This window comes from [Clostridium] aminophilum (assembly GCF_900101295.1).
Lineage (GTDB): Bacteria > Bacillota > Clostridia > Lachnospirales > Lachnospiraceae > Clostridium_R > Clostridium_R aminophilum_A.
Genome location: NZ_FOIL01000001.1, coordinates 20327 through 40591, shown reverse-complemented (window position 1 = coordinate 40591; position 20265 = coordinate 20327). Strand labels below are relative to the sequence as shown.

The window sequence follows — 20265 nt, the reverse complement described above, 5'->3', positions numbered from 1 at the left end:
CAAAATTTCAATCCACTCCCCTCATGCGAGGGGAGACCGCAATTTTAGACAAAACTTTGATTTCTCTATCATAAAATCTTATCTAAAAACATCAATGCACATTATAGATACCCTGCTATTTACACAAAACAATCGTTCTAATATTATGCACTTTATTCAAAAGACAATGTGCGAACCCTCCAGAGGATTCATGTGCACATTACCCTCGCCTTAAATAATAATAGTGTCTTTCATATCAATTTTTTCTTTTGTCCCATAATGTTCTATTCTTTTCTTGTAATTATTTCCAAGATAGTACAATCGCAAACTGTCCTTCTTTTCATCAATTATTTCTAAAAGACTTGCTTTCAGTAGTTCACTCTGGCTTGCGTCCACATTACATTCGAAAACGGAATTCTGAACACGAATACCATAGTTTTCACATGTTTTTGCCACCTTGCGCAGTCTTGTTCCTCCTCCTGATTCCGAAACATTAACATCATATGTAATTAGAATCAGCATAAACTACCTCCATAAAAAAGGGGGATAACCGTCTAAATCGCCTCTAATGTAACGAGCTAACAGCAGTGCCTGAATATACGGAACAATTCCCCATTGAACCTTTTCTTTTAAATAAGGATGGGTAATCACCTCCTTTTTGTGATTCTGCCACTCTGTTAAGAATAGTTTCCGGCCACTTTCTGTAAATGTCACAGCACCACCTTCATTTAACACAAAATCATCTTCTTTAATCTGACGATTGTTTATCAATGTAAGGACAAAACGATCCACCAATACCGGGCGAAGTTCTTCCATTAAATCTAATGCCAAAGATTTCCGTCCCGGTCGATCTCTATGCAAAAAACCAACATATGGATCTAATCCCACCATTTGAAGAGCATTAAAGCACTCATTTGTCAGAAGTGAATAACCGAAAGAAAGCAGCGCGTTTACGTTGTCTAATGGCGGACGACGATTTCTTCCTTGAAAGTGAAACGACTCTTTCTGATTCAGAATCAACTCATCAAAGCAAGAGAAATAAACTTGCGCAGCCTCTCCTTCAACTCCTCGGATTTCATCTAAGGAACCAATGTTCAACGCCTGTTTGACGCGCTCGCTTAGAATCTCTTTTGCTTTTTTTAGTTTGTCTAAATCTATGCGAAGTTCATGATCCCGCATGGTTCTGTCAAGAAGCCATTTACAGTTATAAATCTTTCCTACAATGAAGTTCTTTACAATTAGCACACTCTGGTCTTCATTATCCGAAACATGATATTGAGTCTTTCTCAACAGAACATTTCCATTTTCATTGTCAATAACACGAAAAAGAAATTTCCCATACGGTGAAAAAAACGAAACACCAATCCCGCGTTCTGCGCACTTTCCTAATAATTGCGGCGATGCTCCTCTGTATGAAAAACACACGATCTCTTCAAAATTGATCAGCGGGAACTGCCCTACTTTTATTTTTCCCACTTCAACAATCACAGTCTCCCCTTTCAAGGAAAGATATGCATCCTCATTCGTAACAAACAAGGTATTAAGTAGTTTTCTCATTGATTTTTCAGCATCTCACGGATATAACTGTCAACAGTTTTCGCTTTTTCCAATTCCGGAATACATATATCCTTTAAAGAACAATCATAGCAACTCTTATCATCTCTCCCTTTTGGTGTCCACCCCCGTTTCCAGTATCCCTTCATTTCCTCGATCGTACGAATAACATGAGTTCGTAATTCCTGTGTGAACTCTACTTCTACCCGGTGCTTTATTCTTCCATAATACAATGCACCAACCGTAATTCTACAGGCCAGCATTTCTTCTAAACACATTGCCTGACCGCATAATTGCAGCATATCTGCTTCGTTATCCTTTGGCGATCCGTTTTTATACTCAACAGGATATGGTTGCCACAAGCCATCGTACTTATTCAGATGTATCCCTCGCGGATCTCTTTTGAATTCAACCACATCGCATACGCCTACAACTCCAAGTTTATCGGATTTAATGCGAAGCCCTCTCATTACGATCAAATCGCCTCTTTTTTCGTTTTTGCTCTCATCATGAGCATTTTTATGCAGCAATAAGCCCTTCGTCGTATGAAGGTTCTCCGCCCATTGCTGCTCAATATGAATCAACGCCCATTGTCTTCGGCAAAAACAGAAATGCTGCAATCCGGAAAGCATCAGATAATCATCTTCCCTGTCCATATCAATCACGTACAGTGACAGAAACACCGTTCGGAAGGTGATCCTTATCGATCATAATCTCATAATCAGAGAACACTCTTGCCGGTGAATCCGAATCTGACCCCGTACGACTCACTTTAACTAAGTCAAACAGTTTATGCGCCGGTGCATTCCCAAGTTCGGAATCATGCTTAAAAATGATCAATTTGCGTACTGCCATCTTTCCTCTTGCTGCCGAATGATCATTCTCAAACATGTTATATATCGCATCCCAAAGAAGGCTTAAATCATCTTCAGTAAATCCTGTTGTTTTTCTGGCCAAATTTGCAGAAACAAATCCTTCACAACGATATAATCCATATGGAATAATATACTTCGTTCCCATTTCATTGTTCTTTTTTTCGGCATCCTTCTCAGTCGTGATCGCAACTCGAGTAATGGTAATTTCCTGTGGAACAACCGGTTCTACTGATCTTGCAAATCCGATCTGAACCGGTCCGCGAACCTGCCCGCAATTAAGCTTATTCTTTACAAACGACGTCATAACAGCGCCAAAGGTACGAATGTCAAAGAAATTCTTGCACATCCAGTCTCGGATTTTCAGATCTAAATCGGCATCTTTCTTTTTCTGTTCTGCGACTTTATCCGGCGGAATCGAAAGTGCTGCATATGCCTCCTCATCATTCTTATTCAAAACAGCATGATCTTTAACATAAATACGATATCCTGTTGTGTCTTCTTTTACCAGTTCTACATAATTGCGGATCTTCCTTTTCAAACATACATCCGTAATTAATCCAAACTGAGTTTCCGCGTCCACTCTTGGCATATTACCGGAATCTGGATCTCCATTTGGATTTCCATTCTCCACATCAAATAACACCACAAAATCATAACGATTCTTAATCACTTCGCTCATGTTTAGTTGTCCTCTCTTTCCTTTTTCTTAAAAAACTCCTGCATCTGATGATAATAGCCTAATTGAAATGCTCCTCTCTCGGGCATATTGAGTTTTCTTGGAAGACGTTCATCTAATTTATCAAGAATCTCTCCCAACAATTTATCAAAATATACTTTTCTTCCGGCTTCCAGTTTCCGTAAGTGTTTTTGGGCAAGATCAATCAGCTTAGGCATAATTGTCGCAGGAGTCGATGATGCACCACCAAAGAATTTGTCCTTAATCGTTGCATTCAGCCCCGGATTTGCCGCACATTGAATTCGTTCCAAAACCGCAAACAACCTTCCCAAATTATAGGGAATATCGTCTGTCTCCTTGTTAAGTCCCACTGTTAGTACCTCCTTTGGAATATATTTATTCTCATTTTTTAAATAATATGCTTTTATCATCGCCGCCCTGTTCGGATTGATTTGATGATCCGCACGAATCCTTAAATCTACTGCATTGATCATTGTTGCAGGATATCGGCTGTTCTCTATGATAGAACGAGTTAATTCTCCTGCCAAAACCGGAGACATATCACCTTTTTCTCTGCATGTCTCCTGAAGCAACTGCCATGTAGTAAGGAATTTCCCAGTTGATTTTTCATCATTAACAATCCTTAAACGATCCTGATGATGTTTTATATTCCTTACAAACTGTCCAAACGTTGCTCTCTCAAAGAAACGAATGGATAATCTTGCATTATTGGGAGCAATTCCCAATAAATAGAATTCCATATTCGGATCCAATTTTTCATCTTCAAAATCAACCATTTTTCCTTCGCATATATCTTCGGTCAGCCGTGACAAATCCTGTTCTGAATAGTAATCCTCATCTCCAAGGAAAATTGCACTAAATGCATCCTGATAGACGGTTTCACCGCTTAATGCATAAAAAAGAACGGCCGTATCTCCTATGTAATTCTTGTATGTCAATTTGTTAGTTAGATAATTCAGCGCTTCTCCGTAGGCAAAAACGGCGTATTGCCCTGTTTGAGCATTCCAACCTCGCTCCTTTCCATAGGACTCAAAAGCTGGTGCATTAAACGATACCAACGAAGCCCCTGCCATCTGTGCATTCCGAATATTCTTGATCTTATTATGCAATTCTGCCAACTCATCATACTTTCCGGTCACACTGCAAAGACATTTCTCTTTTGATTCGCTCTGATAGTTCTTATTCCATTGTTGCTTTACAGCCTCATAATCTTGCGCAAACTTTCCTTCGTAAAGAAAGACAAAATTACCGCTTTTTAAAAAATCCTTTTTGTATTCCTGCAGTTCCGGGCAGTTATCCGCCCTACCAATATCCCAATTATCAAAAAAATTATTGACCGCTGTTGTAACATCCTCACCAGCCGGCATATTTTTCTTGTGTATCTCAGCCGCAGCCATGAAGCAATTCTTTGATCGTTCCGCTTTTCCCTTGCTGTCTAATCCCAAAAAATAGGATGAATTCTCACATAGATAGTTGGAATTTATTCCACTCGTTTTATTAACCTGTTGAGGAACCAGCATTTTTCGCGGCGACATCTTACCGTTCTGATTCTCCTGTTTTAAACATACAACTTGTTTGAGTCGTCCATGTATATCAATATCCAAAGCGTAACTGACATCAACCCGACTCCACCCAGGTGTTGACAACTCTCCTTTTTCTGCCAACGCCTCATAATATCTCACTAATGATTCCAGGATCACCTCAACACCTCCTCGCTGTCCTTTTGGGGAATCCGAATCATCCCGTTTACCATTTTCGCCCGAAAATACATAGGTTTTATATCCTCAACATCACTATAATCCATATCATACAGCATAAAACCAAGATCCTTTTCTCCCAAAAGGCTTTCCGACACTATGGTTTCACCCGTAGCTTCTTTAAAAAACGCAGGAAATTCCCGGCATCCCATACACGGCTGATGATAATACTGTCCGCGCTGTAATCGGCGTTTCATAATATCCTGAAACTTTCCCGGATTGTCACTTTTCGCTGCCTTATCCGTCATTTCAAAATGTGCCTCGATCACATAACGTACATCTTTCAGTAAGAGCGACGCTCTTTGTTGGATATCGTTCGATGCATCCAGATATAATTTCCCTTTTCCGGAATTCATCACCGTCTTCACAATTTTGGCACTGATTTTCGACTTTACCTCGTTTCTACGAATATTAGTGAACTGGATGGGATTACATACCTGAATTGCATCAATCACCCACATCAAGCCCGGATGCCAATAAATTGCTTCCAGGATTCCTCTTGCAGCAGACGGTGTTATAACGTCATATGACACTCGTTCTACCTTCATTTCCGGTCGCGTGAATAACGCGTAATCCCCCCATATTTCAACCTTTACTGCCATCGTTTCCTCCTCATATCATGATAGCTTCACCATTTTTAAAGATAAGATTGAGTCCCACTTCATCACTATACAGACTGCTATCAATCAATACACAATTTCCATTTTCTAAATCATCAACTGCACAATGTTCCTTCAGTTTCAAATACTGGTATTCATAAATATTCACACCATATTGGCCCAACTGCCGGTAATCATTTTTTCCAGCCACCCCCAAACGAGCTTTTTCAATCAGTCGATCACTTTCATTAACATCGATATACAAAGTTCTTGTGTTATTTTCAATCAGATTAAACTGATCTGAAATGTCCTTAAATGGAAGATTATTATTCTTGAGCTGAGTTATTATTTCATTTTGATCAAGCGCATTACTTCCCTTGAGATAAAACAATTCTTCAAAGTACAGACTTACTGCATCTTTGCTTGTGATATCAGCATATTTCTCCAATACATGTTTTGATGCGGCTATCTGCATAGAGAACATTTCCGGCGAACCACATTCCAAATCAAACACATGCACTATACTCTCAGTTTTATTCCTTTTTCCTTCTCTGTTACAGCGTCCACCAGCCTGAAGTAACGAATCCAAGCCCGAAATTTGTCTATATACGCAAGGAAAATCAACATCAACTCCTGCCTCGATCAGCGATGTGGATACCACTTTGCACTCCATTCCCTTTTTTAATCGCTGTCTTATTTCATTCAAAACTCGTTTGCGATGCGCCGGATACATATTAGTAGAAAGATGAAAGCAGCCATCTCCACGCATCGATTCGTATATCAATTGTGCAGCCGCTCTTGAATTTACAATGCAAAGATATTGTTCATTATTATTTAAACACGATACTAATTTCTCAACGGAATACGTCTGATCAAATTCAAAAGTTACTCTTCGAAACAAATCATTTATATAGTATTCTTCTGGGCACAGCTCATAATGCTCATATTCCGGATAAAGCTCTTTTATAATCTTATTTAAGGACGGCTGTGTTGCAGTACACAACACAACAGATGCAGAATACCTCCTGACCAATTCCGTCAATAACAAAATGCACGGTCTCATATACGGTACCGGTAGCATCTGTGCTTCATCAAATACGATTACACTGTTCGCCACGTTATGAAGCTTCCTACTGGAAGATGATCTATTCTTGTAAAATGATTCAAAGAACTGTACGCTGGTTGTCACTATAACCGGCATGTCCCAGTTTTCTGTCGCTCTTGAATAGAAAAGAGAATCCTCATCTTCTCCATAGTCAACACTCGAATGATGTTCGAGAACCCGTTCTTTCCCAAGTATTTCTCTAAAAATATCTGCGGTTTGTTCTATGATGGAAGTATATGGAATAACATAGATAATGCGGTTTAAGTTATTACGTTTCGCATGTTCTATCGCGAATGCCAGTGAAGCTACTGTTTTCCCTCCCCCTGTAGGCACTGTGAGTGTATATAACCCGCGTTTTAATTTAATCCCTTCTGAAATTACATGGTCTAAAATCTCACATCTCAACTTATTTAATTCAGTCTTAGCCGGATACCACGGAGAAATATAGTTCTTCAACGCTGCTTCCATGGCGGTAACATCAAAATCTCTTCCCCGATCTGTTATCCCTGTCATAAATTGCTCTGTGTCCAAGAAATCGGCATCTACCAGACAGGAATACACCATCCGAATGTCATATGATAATTCCAATAAATCATTGGAGCAGGCATCACATTCCGGAAGAGTTATTTCCCTTTCCCATTCTTTATCCGGTTCCAAACGCTCCTTATTTGCCCTTTTGATTCTTGCGTTCAATGAAGATCCCTGAATATCTGCTCGCCCACCGCCATTCGGCAAACCAGAATGATGTCCTGCGACGCAGAATGATTCTATGAGCATCCTTCTTTTATAGGCTTCCATCGCACCTGCTGTAGAATGATCTACCTTCGCTCCTCCGTGAAGTCTTTTCTGGAATCCATCGGTATATTTTCCGACATCATGAAGCAATCCGGAAATATATGCGTGTTTCTCCAAATGAATTGGTTTCGCAAAATCCGAAGCCATCTTTGCGGTGTTTTCCAAGTGTTCTTTAACTGACTGCATTCTTCCATCTTCTGAAATGTGCGCAAGATACATATTGTTCTCCCGGATCGTCTTCAAAAAAACTCTCTCAAACGCAATTGACACCGATTCTTAAACTGCAAAAAATCATTCATCAGTCCCCATTTATATATCTTAATACGAAAAATATTATTTTTACAGGCCTAATATCATTCTAATTATGCAATCTGACAACTTATTCTTTCGGAAACAAATCACAGATCTTTATTTCCAAAATTCAGGCAAAAAAACCTGCTAACAAAAGTCAAGTAGCTCATTAAATATTTTGGGGATTTTCCATGAATTGGTTTTTGTGTACAACAATAAAGCCGGCAGAATCATCCGGCCACTCGAAGGTTTCTCAATTAACGATATACTGCCGTCACTCTTGCGTAATAAATCCGCAAAAACTTATTTAATCCAGCAATCTTTGCGAGTTTTTTGTCTTTTCCTTCACTTTCTTTCTTCAGGATATAGTTATAAACGGCACTATCCTTAGGGGCTTTATGGGTTTTAAGGACTCTCATTACTTCATATCCGACTTTTCTAAGGGTTGATGATCCACGCTTTGTTATTTTTCGTTTGGAGCCAATAAACTTCCCAGATTCATAAGGTGGTGGATCTATTCCGGCCCACGCTATAAGCGCTTTTGCACTATGTAGTCGTCGAACATCTCCTATCTCTGCAATAAGTTTAGGAGCAAGAATATCGCCTACGCCGCCCATCGCCCGTACTGTTGGGTATTCCGGCAAGGACTTCGCAAGCTCTTTCATTCGTGATATGATACGAGATAGAGAGTTGTCCACAGCTCTTAATACTGAAATGGCTTCCTGTACCAACATTTTGGTCGATGGGGTACCGGAAGATAATGTGGTGATGCCATCGGACGCCAGATTATAGACTGCCTCAGCCTTTGATCTGCTTCGATGGTATTTCTTTTCTTCAGCCCATGTGATATATGTCTCTACAAAATCCTCAAGATCTTGTTCTAAGATTATGTCAAAGTGCCAGAAACGCTCCACAAAATCACTCAGCTTATCCTTTCCACTGCCTTCGTCCCAACTGTTGAACAGTTTCTTTATACCAGGCATTGTATAATCCAGAATATGTGTTAATTCCTGCAATGCTTTTACATGAATTTCCATGTAGTATCGGTATCGACGGCCTAGGAGCTTGAGCTCGGCATAAACTTCTTCATCTCCCGAATGCCTTTGAAGCTTGAACCATTTTTCTATGCCATAATTAGCAATCATGGTGGAGTCCAACTTGTCTGTCTTTGCACCTCTGATGTTATTGTCCTTTGCAAATTCTTTCATCGCAAAAGGATTGACCACAGACACGAAATACCCCTTCTCTTCAAGGAAAGTCATCATGGGTAAGTGATAAATACCAGTGGCTTCCATTACCACCCGTATTTCACCATCCAATTTCCTCAGTAAGTCATCAAGGCCTTCAAGTTCCTTCTCTACATGGAGCACTTCAAATGGGCTGCATACAATCTCTCCATAAGGTTTAAGAATACAGACTGTACTTTTTCCTTTTGAAACATCAATTCCAACGCTTATCATCCTTTACCTCCTCAAACTGGTATTAGTAATTGTTACAACCACACTTATTACCACTCAGTTTAGTTCGTTACGCGGGAGTTGATCCCAACCTGCTTAATCGAATGCTTATAATAAGGGGTTGGTTAACGGTTTTTTTGACGGATGCTGTAATCCAAATAAGGCAACGTCAGACCAATTACTCCCCTTATTATAAAAAAATAAGTGCAGATGTCAGAGTTAATTACTCTCTAACAACTACACTTTTATGGTACTAAATAGGGTATCGATAACTTTCTTTACAATTATCGATACCCTATCGTTCTACATTATCCAATGGTCTGTACCTCGTAGAATTTGCTGTATTCAGTTTTCTCTTCGCAACTCCTTTATCCACATCGCCGAACTTTCGATTTATTTACTTTCCGGATTGCTCTGAATCGCTTCTTCCCACTAATACTTTCTCGTCATATTAATGAACCGAATCCTGTTCAGTATTCAATGCCTGGAATTGTTCGGTGTTCTTCTTCCTGTCTGCTGGAGTTGTTGACCTTGTCTTATCCTTTTTTGTTTATATTGGTCGATCTATGTAAATATATTTTAACGAAATATTTTTACTCTTCTTCCATCTGTCCTTTTCCAACTTCTGGGTTTTCTACCTGACCGTTATAAACAATGTTTTTAGGTAAGACGAACTTTCCTGTACTTCGGACTCACATCCTTTCTTTTTTAGTATGGTTGTTTGCTATCAACTCTTATCTTGACCTAAGTATATCGAATGCGCTTTCATTTGTCAATACTTTTTTCAAATATTTTTTCGATTTTCTATCTACTTGTTGTTGTGATAATTATATTTAAACAATTTATTTGAATTGTATATATTTTTGTGTCCGTCGCGAATCTATTTTCTGCAACGCATTTCCGGTTGTTTTCAGGTATCAAACATCGTTCGCCTTACACATTGACTTCTCTCATCCGGATGATATAGTTAGAATATCCGGCACCGTTCCGCGCCTGCCGGTGGCAGTTATGCCGCGTTTTCTTCCGCGCACTCAAACCTGTGCGCGTCGCACATTCTTTCGCGTGCCCCGATCTGCACGTATCACACGTTTCTTTCGCGTGCCCCGATCTGCACGTATCACACGTTTCTCTCGCGTGCCCCCGATCTGCACGCGCCTTGCTTCCTGTCTTTGGAGGTTCATCTATGAAATACGAATTCTTTCTCGATACTTTATTGTCCCTCGTCTCGGACCGCATGAAAGACCGCTGTGAAGTCCGGCCGATTCAGGTCCTCAAGAACAACGGCTGCCGGTTGGACGGCCTGTCTTTTCTGACACCGGGCTGCAGCATTTCTCCGACCGTGTATCTTACCCCGCTGTATCCGCTCTGCGAAGACGGAATATCCGTTGATGAGCTGGCTGACCGGATCGTACAGACTGCGGAAGAGACTCCGGCGCCGCTTCCGGTATCCATCCCGGACCTGACCAGCGAGAACACCATTCGGACCAATACCTGTCTTCGTCTGGTCAGCCGCGACCGCAACACCGAGTTTCTGGCAGATGTTCCGCACATTGATTTTCTGGATTTTTCCATCATTCCGTATCTCTGTCTCGGAGAGCACGAAGACCGGCGGATGACGGCGGTTCTTCACCGGAGTCATCTGCAGAATTTCAACATCACGGAAGAAGAATTGATGCAGCTTGCATTGGAAAACACGGTGCGGCTTTTTCCGCCGACGCTCCGCTCCATGGATGAGGAACTTCACTTTGAAAATGTCGCCGATCCGCTTCCTCTCTACGTGCTGGCGAATCCATGGGCCGCATCCGGTGCGGCCACCATCCTGTACCCGGATCTCCTGAAGAATTTCGCAGACTCTATCGGCGAGGATCTCATGATTCTGCCGTCGAGCATTCACGAAATCCTTCTTCTGCCAAGTTCAATGGTAATGAACCTCAGCGACGTGGACAAGATGATCCGCGAGATCAATTCCACACAGGTTTCGCCGGAAGAGCGGCTTTCCGATCATCATTATCTCTTCCACCGGGAGGACAATACGATCTCCGCACCGACCTGCCCGGAGCTTCCGGCACAGTCGCTGGATTTCTCGCGGATGACGCCGTGCGCGGTTGCCTGACCGATCTGCAATACCGCAATAGTTCCGGCAGCTGGAACAGTGCTGTACGAAATTCAACGGTCGAAAAAGCAGCTCTGCCGCATCATATCCAATGCGAGCAGAGCTGTTCCCAGTCACCATTGTATTCCGTTGCTTCCGTTCCGGCGCTGTCGCATGATCAACCGCCGTTTTCTAGATCCAGCAGCACTTTCTTGATCTCGACGATACGGTCGCGAAGGGCGGCGGCCTCCTCGAAATTGAGTTCCGCCGCTGCCTGACGCATCTTTTTGGTGAGCTTGTCGGCGAGTTTCTTCAGTTCGTCTGCACTCATGCTCTCCGGATCTTTCTCGACACGGTTCGTGATGCCGTCCGCCGCCTGCGAGATCGTGATCAGGTCGCGCACGGCCTTGCGGATCGTGGTTGGCGTGATACCGTGCTCTTCATTGTATTGTTTCTGAATCCTGCGCCGACGCTCGGTCTCCTCAATCGCACGCCGCATGGAATCCGTGATGGAATCCGCGTACATGATGACGTGGCCGTCGGCATTTCGGGCAGCACGGCCCACCGTCTGAATGAGCGATGTCTCGGAACGGAGGAATCCCTCCTTGTCCGCGTCAAGAATCGCCACCAGTGTGATCTCCGGAATATCCAGACCTTCCCGCAGAAGGTTGATGCCGACCAGAACATCAAAGACATCCATTCGCATGTCCCGGATGATCTCGGCGCGTTCCAGGGCGGCGATGTCCGAGTGGAGATATTTCACGCGCACGCCGGCTTCCCGCAGATAATCGGTGAAGTCTTCCGCCATGCGCTTCGTGAGTGTCGTGACCAGAACTTTATTGTGATGGTCGGTTTCCTTCCGGATCTCCCCGAGAAGATCATCGATCTGTCCCTTGGTCGGGCGGACTTCGATTTCCGGATCCAGAAGTCCCGTCGGTCGGATAAGCTGTTCGGTCCGGAGAAGCTCGTGATCGGCCTCATACTGCGCCGGCGTGGCGGAGCAGAACAGGATCTGATCGATCTTCCCTTCCCACTCCTCAAAGTTCAGCGGTCGGTTGTCCAGTGCGGACGGAAGACGGAATCCGTATTTTACGAGAACGCTCTTGCGGGAGCGGTCGCCGTTGTACATGGCGCCGATCTGTGGGATGGTGATGTGCGACTCGTCGATGATCGTCAGGAATTCATCCGGGAAATAGTCGATCAGCGTGCACGGCGGGTCCCCCGCCTTTCCGAAATTCAGCTGGCGGGTGTAGTTCTCGATGCCGGAGCAGAACCCGGTTTCGCGCATCATTTCAACGTCGAAATTCGTTCTCTCGGCAATTCTCTGGGCTTCGATGAGCTTGTCCTCACTCTTGAAAAATGTGACCTGCTCTTTCATCTCCTCCAATATGTTTTCCGTCGCCCGCATCATCTGATCGTGAGGTACGACATAATGGGAGGCCGGAAAGATCGCCACATGCTGAAGAAGAGACTTTATCTCACCCGTCGTGGAATCGATCGCTGCAATCCGTTCCACCTCATCGCCGAAGAATTCGATCCGGTACGCTTCGCCGGCGGAATATGCCGGATACACCTCGATAGTGTCGCCGCGGACGCGGAAGCTTCCGCGCTTAAAGTCCATGTCATTTCGGCTGTACTGAATCTCGATCAGCTTTGTGATGACCTCATCCCGGTCCTTTTCCATGCCCGGCCGCAGAGAAACCACCATCTTCTTATAGTCGATCGGCGAACCGAGACCGTAAATACAGGAGACAGAAGCAACGATAATGACATCATTTCTCTCCGAGAGCGCACTGGTGGCTGAATGACGCAGCCGGTCGATCTCATCGTTGATGGCGGAGTCTTTCTCGATATAAGTATCCGTCTGCGGGATGTATGCCTCCGGCTGATAGTAATCGTAGTAGGACACAAAATACTCCACCGCGTTTTCCGGGAAGAATTCCTTAAACTCGCTGTAGAGCTGCGCTGCAAGCGTCTTGTTGTGGGCAATGATGAGCGTCGGCTTGTTCAGCCGGGCGATCACATTGGCCATGGTGAAGGTCTTTCCGGAACCGGTGACGCCCAGAAGGGTCTGGGCCTGATTTCCTTCTTTGAATCCTTCTACCAGTGCATCAATCGCCTGCGGCTGATCTCCGGTCGGCGAAAAATCCGAGTGCAGAACAAAATGATCCATGGGAACCTCCCTGTCCTTAAGCGGACACTGTCATCGCTCTGCCGCATATCCCCTGTTTATTTCATGGTCTGCGGCATCCTGTCTCCATAAAGCCTGATCTGATGATTTTCAGAATTTCTGTTTTTTTATCAGGGAAACGCTGGTCCAAGCGTTATCCCGTGCCGAAACATTTGGCTTATCCTGCGTTCGGACCATCGGTTCTGCACACCGATGCCTTCCGGATCTCATCCACGGCATCCTCTCGGACCGAAAAGCCCGGTTTCACTGCGTCTTTCTCATCGTAGTCATCCAGGAAATTATACTCCCACTCGTCCGTATGATAACCGATCATAGTCTTCAGGCTGACATTGGTGGTGGCATGGAAGATGTTGCGGTCGACATTCGGGTCTTTTTTGCGAAGTTCCGCAACCAGTTCCTTCATGTCGTCTCTTCTGGATCCCTTTGCTCCGCCGCAGGTAGCACAGTTTTCGGTGAACCGGCACGCGCACTGGATAAAATGAAGGTTATTGTGATCTCTCCACGCTTTGATATCATGCTCATGCACAAAATACAGCGGTCGGATCAGCTCCATTCCCTCAAAGTTTTTGCTGTGAAGCTTCGGCATCATCGTCTCAAATTTGCCGGCAAACAGCATTCCCATGAGAACAGTCTCCACCACATCATCAAAATGATGTCCGAGGGCGATCTTATTGCATCCGAGTTCTTTTGCCCTCGAATAGAGATAACCGCGGCGCATTCTCGCGCAGAGATAGCAGGGGCTCTTCGGAATATCCGCAACGATATCGAAAATCTCTGAATCAAAGGTAGTCAGCGGAATCCCCATGATCTTCGCGTTGTTCTGCACGATGGACCAGTTTTCCTCATTGTAACCCGGATTCATGCACAAAAAGACAAGGTCAAAATGCACTTTTCCGTGTCTCTGCAGTTCCTGCATCAGTTTTGCCAGCAGCATGGAATCTTTTCCGCCGGAAATGCAGACCGCGATCCTGTCGCCCTCTTTGATCAGTTCGAAATCATGGACCGCTTTGGTGAACTGACGCCAGATTCCACGACGGTAGGTCGTGATAATGCTCTTTTCGATCGCCGCCGCCCTCGCAGTCAGCGCTTCCCGTTCCTCTTTTTCAACTTCCCGTTTCAAAAGAAGTCGGAGCCAGGACCGCCAGCCCCCTTCCACATTGAAAGAATCGTATCCATCATCTTCGAGGAGCTCGGTCACGCTTGTGCTCATCTGTCCGGTGTGGCAGAGAACGTACACCGGTTTATCCCGGTCTATCCCGTCCTTCCGGTCCCAGAATTCCTCCATAGGAATGTTGACCGCACCCGGCATGGTTCCGCGCGCATATTCATCCGGCTTGCGTACATCCACGATCGTCCGCATCTCTGCCGGAATCTTCTCCAACTCTTCTACTGTAATTGATTTCATCGACCAACCTCAATTCAACTGTTATTGCAAAAAAGGCCCCGGGACTGTATCCCGAGGCTCTCACTGGGCTAGAAGGATTCGAACCTTCACAATGACGGAGTCAGAGTCCGCTGCCTTACCATTTGGCTATAGCCCAATCTTCTGTTTCGCAGTGGGTGTGTCACCCGACTGCAGAAGTTATTATATCACTCTGCGAAAAAGTGTCAAGCTTTTTTTTAAATGATGTAATTTTTTGTTTTACACATACGAAAGCAACGATTTGCGTCCCATCCCCAATCCCGGGATCGGGATATTTCTCCTTGACGAATGGTAATGAATCAAATACAATCATAGCAATTATATATTACCTATTATATTTATAGTTATTATAGTGATTCCTTTTTCAAATATTCCACCGGTATCCCGGAAGTCTCCCGGCTTCCCACGGACAGACTCTCTGGTCTGCTGACCGCGCCGTTCCGATGGATTCCGCAAAACACCGCAACCGGTGAAGTCAGGAGGAGACAGCATGGCATATCATTTTGAGACACGATGTATTTACGGCGACAGATCCAATGTAACAGAGCACCCTTACCGCTCGATCCCGACACCGATCTTTCTGGCATCTGCCTTCGGTCATGAGCGAATTGGTGACTTTTCAAGTTACAGCTACAGCCGCGTCAGCAACCCGACACGAAGCGATCTGGAAGAAATCCTTTCTTCTCTGGAGGGAGCGGCGGATACGGTTGCCACCTCTTCCGGCATGGCGGCCGTCTCCATCGTTCTGGATCTGTTTTCCATCGGAGACCATTTTGTCTGCTCCGAGGATCTCTACGGCGGCTCCTTCCGTCTCTTCGACAACATCGGAAGACCGCACGGTCTGAACTTTTCCTTTGTCAACACTGCCGATCCTGCTGCCACGGAGGCGGCCATCCGTCCGGAAACCCGCGCACTCTACATTGAAACGCCGAGCAATCCGACCATGCAGGTGACGGATCTCCGCGCAATGCGGGAGATTGCGGACCGCCACCGCCTTCTCCTCATCGTGGACAATACCTTTCTGACGCCTTATTTCCAGACACCGTTTGATCTCGGTGCCGACATCATTGTCCACAGCGGAACCAAGTATCTGAGCGGCCACAATGATGTTCTCGCCGGATTCGTATGCACAAAATCCCCGGAGCTGGCCGAGCGCGTCCGATTCATCTATAAGACAACCGGTTACACGCTGTCTCCGTTTGACAGTTATCTGTGCCTTCGCGGTCTGAAGACGCTGCCTGTTCGCCTGGAACGCCAGCAGGAAAACGCCCTTGCGATCGCCAAATGGCTCCGCGAACAGCCGTGCGTGAAACAGGTCTATTATACCGGCCTGGAGGACCATCCGGGTCATGACATCCACTGCAGGCAGGCAAGAGGATTTGGCGGCATGATCTCTTTTCATGTGGATTCCGAGGAGACCGCCCGAAAAACTCTGCTGAATGTTCAGCTGATCACCTTCGCAGAGAGTCTCGGCGGCATTGAGTCTCTCATTACCTATCCGATGCTTCAGACACATGAAGACGTCCCGAAGGCGCAGCGTGAAAAACTGGGCATCAACGACACATTCCTGCGGATCAGCACCGGAATTGAAAATGCGGAGGATCTGATCGCGGATCTTGACCAGGCAATGAATTCCTGAGAAACTGAGAGCAGAAGATCTTCCTGACGGTTTTGCCGCCTCCGGAATACCGGTGCGGCGAATTCCGGCACGGAACAAAAAAACAGCGGGGATGAAACAGGCGGACCGGTTCCATTGAAAAAACCGGCCGGATCTGTGAAAGACCCGGCCGGTCCGGACGTGGACCGGAAAAAGATTGTATGGCAGAAAGAGGTGCGGCATGAACTATAACTTTGACGAAGTAATCGACCGGAGAAACACAAAATCCATCAAATATGATGTCTGGAAACAGCGCGGGCATCAGGCGGATGAGATCCCGATGTGGGTTGCGGATATGGATTTCCGGACCGCGCAGCCGATCATCGACCGCCTTGCGGAAAACGCTGCGCACGGAATCTACGGCTACAGTGAACCGGCCGATTCCTATTACGAGGCCGTCATCGGCTGGTTTACCCGGCATCACGGATGGACGCCGGAACGACGCTGGTTTATCAAGACGCCGGGCATCGTTTTCGCGATTTCCGCTGCCGTCCGTGCCTTCACGGACGAAGGGGATGCCGTCCTGATCCAGCAGCCGGTTTACTATCCCTTCTCCGAGGCCGTCTTAAATAACGGAAGAACGCTGATAAACAGCCCGCTGGTGGAACGGAACGGTCACTATGAGATTGATTTCGATGATTTTGAGCGAAAGATCACCGAGCATGACGTAAAACTCTTTCTTCTCTGCAATCCGCACAATCCGGGCGGCCGTGTATGGACGGAGGAGGAACTCTGCCGACTCGGTGAGATTCTTCTGAAACACGGCGTCAAAGTCGTATCCGATGAGATCCACTGCGATTTCACTTTTCCGGGGCACAAGCACCATGTGTTTGTATCTCTCGACGAACGGTTCGCCGGGATCACCATGACCTGCACTTCCCCTTCCAAGACCTTCAACCTTGCCGGCACACAGGTATCCAATATTCTGATCTCCGATCCGGAGATGCGCCGCGCATTCCGACGGGAGCTCCATGCCGACGGTTACAGCCAGATGAATGTGTTCGGCCTTACGGCGTGTGAAGCCGCCTATTCCGAGGGCGAGGAATGGTACCGGCAGATGACGGCATATCTTCTGGAAAACCTGAAATTCATGGAGTCCTTCATCGAAGAACGGATTCCGGAAATCCGGATCATGAAACCGGAAGGAACCTATCTCGTCTGGGTGGATTTTCGCAGACTCGGATTAAACGGGGACGATCTCGAAAATCTGATCCGGGAAAAGGCAAAGCTCTGGCTCGACAGCGGCGCGATGTTCGGACCGGAAGGGGAAGGATTTGAGCGCTTCAACATTGCATGCCCGCGCGCTCTGCTGGAAAAGGCGCTGAAGCAGTTGGAAGCTGCCGTGCAGACACTGCGTTCCTGAGCATTATCCCGTTCCCGCATAACGCCGGGCGGCGGGCGCATCACAAGATACCGCACGCGCCGCAAGATACCGCACGCGCCGCAAGATACCGCACACGCCGCAAGATACCGCACACGCCGCAAGATGCCGCACGCGCCGCAAGATACCGCACGCGCCGCAAGATGCCGCACGCGCCGTATAACAACGCAGGATAGGGGGGACGCCATACGACGTCCCCCCTATCCTGCGCAACCGGCAATTATTTTCCGCCCTGTCTGTCATTGTCTGTTTTTCCGATCGTTCCTCCCTGGAGTCTTGTCCAGGTCTGCTGCTTGACGTCCAGATATTCCTGACCGCCCTCTTTTCGGATCTCGGCCGCAACCTGATCGGCATTCCGGCTCCCGAATCCGTCGATAATCACATCAACAAACCGGTTCTCCCCATTCTCACTCTGCGAAAAAATATCTTCCAGTTCCCTATGGATACTGAGAAGATCCAATTCCCGCTTCGTGGCCGGAAATACGGTCGGAACGGAAGTGTACCATGGATTGCTCGTAATCTCCAGTTCCGGATGTTTGATCACGCCAAGCGAGATGGCTGCCGCGATCTGATCGGCGCCTTCTTTCCCGACACTGCTCAAACACTGATACTCAAACGCCTGACTCTTCTCAAAGCTCAGCGTGGATCCCAGATACCGCCGGCAGTAATCGGTATAATTTCCGCCTGAACGCGTCCACAGTTCAGTGTACGTCGCCTCGGAAATCTCCGGCATCATTTCACCCTTGAAAGAAAACAGCTTATAGCTTCCGTCCCCGTTCCGCCGGATAAACTCATCCGGTCCATAGGACATCAGAATCTTTCCTTCCGGACTATAGGCATAATCGATCAGCTTTAACGCTGCGTAAAGACGGTCCGGATGATCTTTTACACCATCCGCAGAGATCGCCCATCCAATCTGCTTCACGCTGCGCCAGGATTCCGTAAAACGCATATATTTGTTTCCGTTCATCCCATCCTGCCAGCTCGCAATGGGAAGCATCACCGCCTTGTATCGCTCCCCCTCCGTTTTCTGAAGCACGGTCTCATTGTAGACCGTCTGGGTCTGGTTATAATCATACTGCATGAATCCCTGATCATTCCGCAGCATTTCTTCACTGGTCATGGGGCTCTTGTTTGCAAAGGATTCCGACAGCAGACCCTCACACAGCAGATCATGCATCCGGCCGAGAGCACGGTAGGAATCCGGCTCCTGCCGTGCGTCGCGGAGCCGACCATAGACGTCTATATAAAGATAGTCCTGACAGGATTCCATACCTCTCACGCCGAAAAGCTGTCCCGCCAACCGGAACATATCTCCCCTTCGCTGATTGTTGCCATCATCGCGGGTAAAGATGCCCTGCACGGAGTCTGTTCCGTTCAGCGTATACGCATTGGCCTTTATGCACCGGAGCAGAGCGACCAGTTCGTCCGCATCCCAGGCTGCATTCTGTCCGGCGAACAGATCCGATCGTTTGCTTCCGTAATAACCGTGATATGTGCGGTCAATGTAACTGCGAAACATATTGACCGCCCGGACTCCCGACATCGATCCGACGGCGTTCATGCTCCGGATGATATTGCCGCCGGCTTCATAATCTTTGACCAGTTTCTCGACGTCTGATCCGTCCGGTGCCACGACGTAAACCACCTTTTTCCCGGAAAACGGCATATACGGCTGATAATAGTATTTCCCGGTCCTGCCGCAGATTTCCGCCTCAAAAGGCCCCTCACCGTCCAGCAGTTTCTCGATCCAGTCCACCCGCATCAGCGGCATCCGTTCCACGTCATCGTGACCGTCCGAATACGGCGCGACATAGAAAGATCCGATATCGGTATTTCCGGTTATGGAAAGACGCACGATCGGATTCTCTTCCAGATAGGTCCTCAGATTCGGCATCAGCGGAAGATACCCGGACAGGTCGACCAGCTTTCCGGCTTCACCGTATTCGGTCAGACTGTCCGTGGAGCCGCTGACCATATCGATTTCATTCATCCGGTCCTTCCAGAAAGCGAGTTCCATCCCGGAACTGTTCCCCTGATACTTATCCTCGATCCGGATATTCAGCCGTTTCTCCAGTTCTTTCCAGGTCGGCTTCAAATCGCCGGCATAATAGGTCACACCGTCCGCCAGCGTCACACCTTCCCCCGCCGTTTCCTTATCAAAACTGAGGCCGGTCTGCCTGGAATTATATCCGGTCGCCATCCGGAGAACGGTTCCCTTCTCATAGGTCAGATCCTTCGGAAGATCCTGGGAAATCTTTCTTCTCCCTGTCTGTTCCGGCACAAAGGACATGGTCATGTTCGAGGCCGGCGGATCCGGTGTGCCGTGACATCCGCCCAGTATGCCGGCCGCAAGAAGCATTCCGGCACATTTCAGCCATTTTCTCATCGCAAGACCTCCCTCATCTCAAT

Annotated in this window: 14 protein-coding genes and 1 tRNA gene; 3 read left to right on the top strand and 12 right to left on the bottom strand. The window is 46.6% G+C overall.

Annotated elements, in window-relative coordinates; translation table 11 throughout:
- Positions 1 to 210: 210 nt before the first annotated feature.
- The 8 genes from cas2 to BMW41_RS00115 all read right to left on the bottom strand — a co-directional run bounded on the left by cas2 (position 211) and on the right by BMW41_RS00115 (position 9112).
- Positions 211 to 501, bottom strand: a complete 291-nt coding sequence (gene cas2 / locus BMW41_RS00150) for a CRISPR-associated endonuclease Cas2 (RefSeq protein ID WP_074647612.1) — start codon at positions 499 to 501, stop codon at positions 211 to 213.
- Between the two features lie 3 nt (positions 502 to 504).
- Positions 505 to 1536, bottom strand: coding sequence for a type I-C CRISPR-associated endonuclease Cas1c (gene cas1c / locus BMW41_RS00145; protein ID WP_074647609.1), 1032 nt, complete (start codon positions 1534 to 1536; stop codon positions 505 to 507).
- On the bottom strand, positions 1533 to 2189 hold the full coding sequence (gene cas4, locus BMW41_RS00140) for a CRISPR-associated protein Cas4 (RefSeq protein ID WP_074647850.1): 657 nt from the start codon (positions 2187 to 2189) through the stop codon (positions 1533 to 1535). The genes cas1c and cas4 overlap by 4 nt, the downstream gene beginning before the upstream one ends.
- A 1-nt stretch (position 2190) precedes the next feature.
- Positions 2191 to 3087 (bottom strand): type I-C CRISPR-associated protein Cas7/Csd2, encoded by an 897-nt coding sequence (cas7c, locus tag BMW41_RS00135; RefSeq protein WP_074647607.1) that lies wholly within the window; start codon positions 3085 to 3087, stop codon positions 2191 to 2193.
- Between the two features lie 2 nt (positions 3088 to 3089).
- Positions 3090 to 4805 carry a type I-C CRISPR-associated protein Cas8c/Csd1 gene (gene cas8c / locus BMW41_RS00130; RefSeq protein WP_074647604.1) on the bottom strand — a complete coding sequence of 572 codons (1716 nt, stop codon included), beginning with the start codon at positions 4803 to 4805 and terminating at the stop codon, positions 3090 to 3092.
- Entirely contained in the window at positions 4802 to 5464 is a 663-nt protein-coding gene (cas5c, locus tag BMW41_RS00125; RefSeq protein WP_074647602.1) for a type I-C CRISPR-associated protein Cas5c, read from the bottom strand. The genes cas8c and cas5c overlap by 4 nt, the downstream gene beginning before the upstream one ends.
- A gap of 10 nt (positions 5465 to 5474) precedes the next feature.
- Positions 5475 to 7580: a CRISPR-associated helicase/endonuclease Cas3 gene (locus BMW41_RS00120; protein WP_074647599.1), complete on the bottom strand. Its 2106-nt coding sequence runs from the start codon at positions 7578 to 7580 to the stop codon at positions 5475 to 5477.
- A 329-nt stretch (positions 7581 to 7909) separates the two neighbouring features.
- Positions 7910 to 9112, bottom strand: coding sequence for an IS110 family RNA-guided transposase (locus BMW41_RS00115; RefSeq protein ID WP_074647597.1), 1203 nt, complete (start codon positions 9110 to 9112; stop codon positions 7910 to 7912).
- Positions 9113 to 10292: 1180 nt separating this feature from the next.
- Between BMW41_RS00115 and BMW41_RS00110 the strand changes: the two genes are divergently transcribed.
- Positions 10293 to 11222 carry a DUF5688 family protein gene (locus tag BMW41_RS00110; protein ID WP_074647596.1) on the top strand — a complete coding sequence of 310 codons (930 nt, stop codon included), beginning with the start codon at positions 10293 to 10295 and terminating at the stop codon, positions 11220 to 11222.
- Positions 11223 to 11379: 157 nt separating this feature from the next.
- On the opposite strand, the gene uvrB is transcribed toward BMW41_RS00110, so the two are convergent.
- From uvrB to BMW41_RS00095, 3 genes are all read right to left on the bottom strand, one after another.
- Positions 11380 to 13374 carry an excinuclease ABC subunit UvrB gene (gene uvrB, locus BMW41_RS00105; RefSeq protein WP_074647594.1) on the bottom strand — a complete coding sequence of 665 codons (1995 nt, stop codon included), beginning with the start codon at positions 13372 to 13374 and terminating at the stop codon, positions 11380 to 11382.
- A gap of 175 nt (positions 13375 to 13549) precedes the next feature.
- Positions 13550 to 14797 (bottom strand): PP-loop family protein, encoded by a 1248-nt coding sequence (locus tag BMW41_RS00100; RefSeq protein ID WP_074647592.1) that lies wholly within the window; start codon positions 14795 to 14797, stop codon positions 13550 to 13552.
- A gap of 63 nt (positions 14798 to 14860) precedes the next feature.
- Positions 14861 to 14933 (bottom strand) — tRNA-Gln (locus tag BMW41_RS00095).
- A gap of 372 nt (positions 14934 to 15305) precedes the next feature.
- On the opposite strand from BMW41_RS00095, the gene BMW41_RS00090 reads away from it, so the two are divergent.
- Together BMW41_RS00090 and BMW41_RS00085 are read left to right on the top strand one after the other, a co-directional pair.
- Positions 15306 to 16454, top strand: a complete 1149-nt coding sequence (locus BMW41_RS00090) for a trans-sulfuration enzyme family protein (protein WP_074647589.1) — start codon at positions 15306 to 15308, stop codon at positions 16452 to 16454.
- Positions 16455 to 16653: 199 nt separating this feature from the next.
- The gene (locus BMW41_RS00085) at positions 16654 to 17835 is read left to right on the top strand and encodes a MalY/PatB family protein (protein WP_074647586.1); all 1182 of its coding nucleotides are present in this window, start codon (positions 16654 to 16656) and stop codon (positions 17833 to 17835) included.
- Between the two features lie 238 nt (positions 17836 to 18073).
- Here the strand turns inward: BMW41_RS00085 and BMW41_RS00080 are convergent, their stop codons facing one another.
- Positions 18074 to 20242: a type 2 periplasmic-binding domain-containing protein gene (locus BMW41_RS00080; RefSeq protein ID WP_074647584.1), complete on the bottom strand. Its 2169-nt coding sequence runs from the start codon at positions 20240 to 20242 to the stop codon at positions 18074 to 18076.
- Between the last annotated feature and the right edge of the window lie 23 nt (positions 20243 to 20265).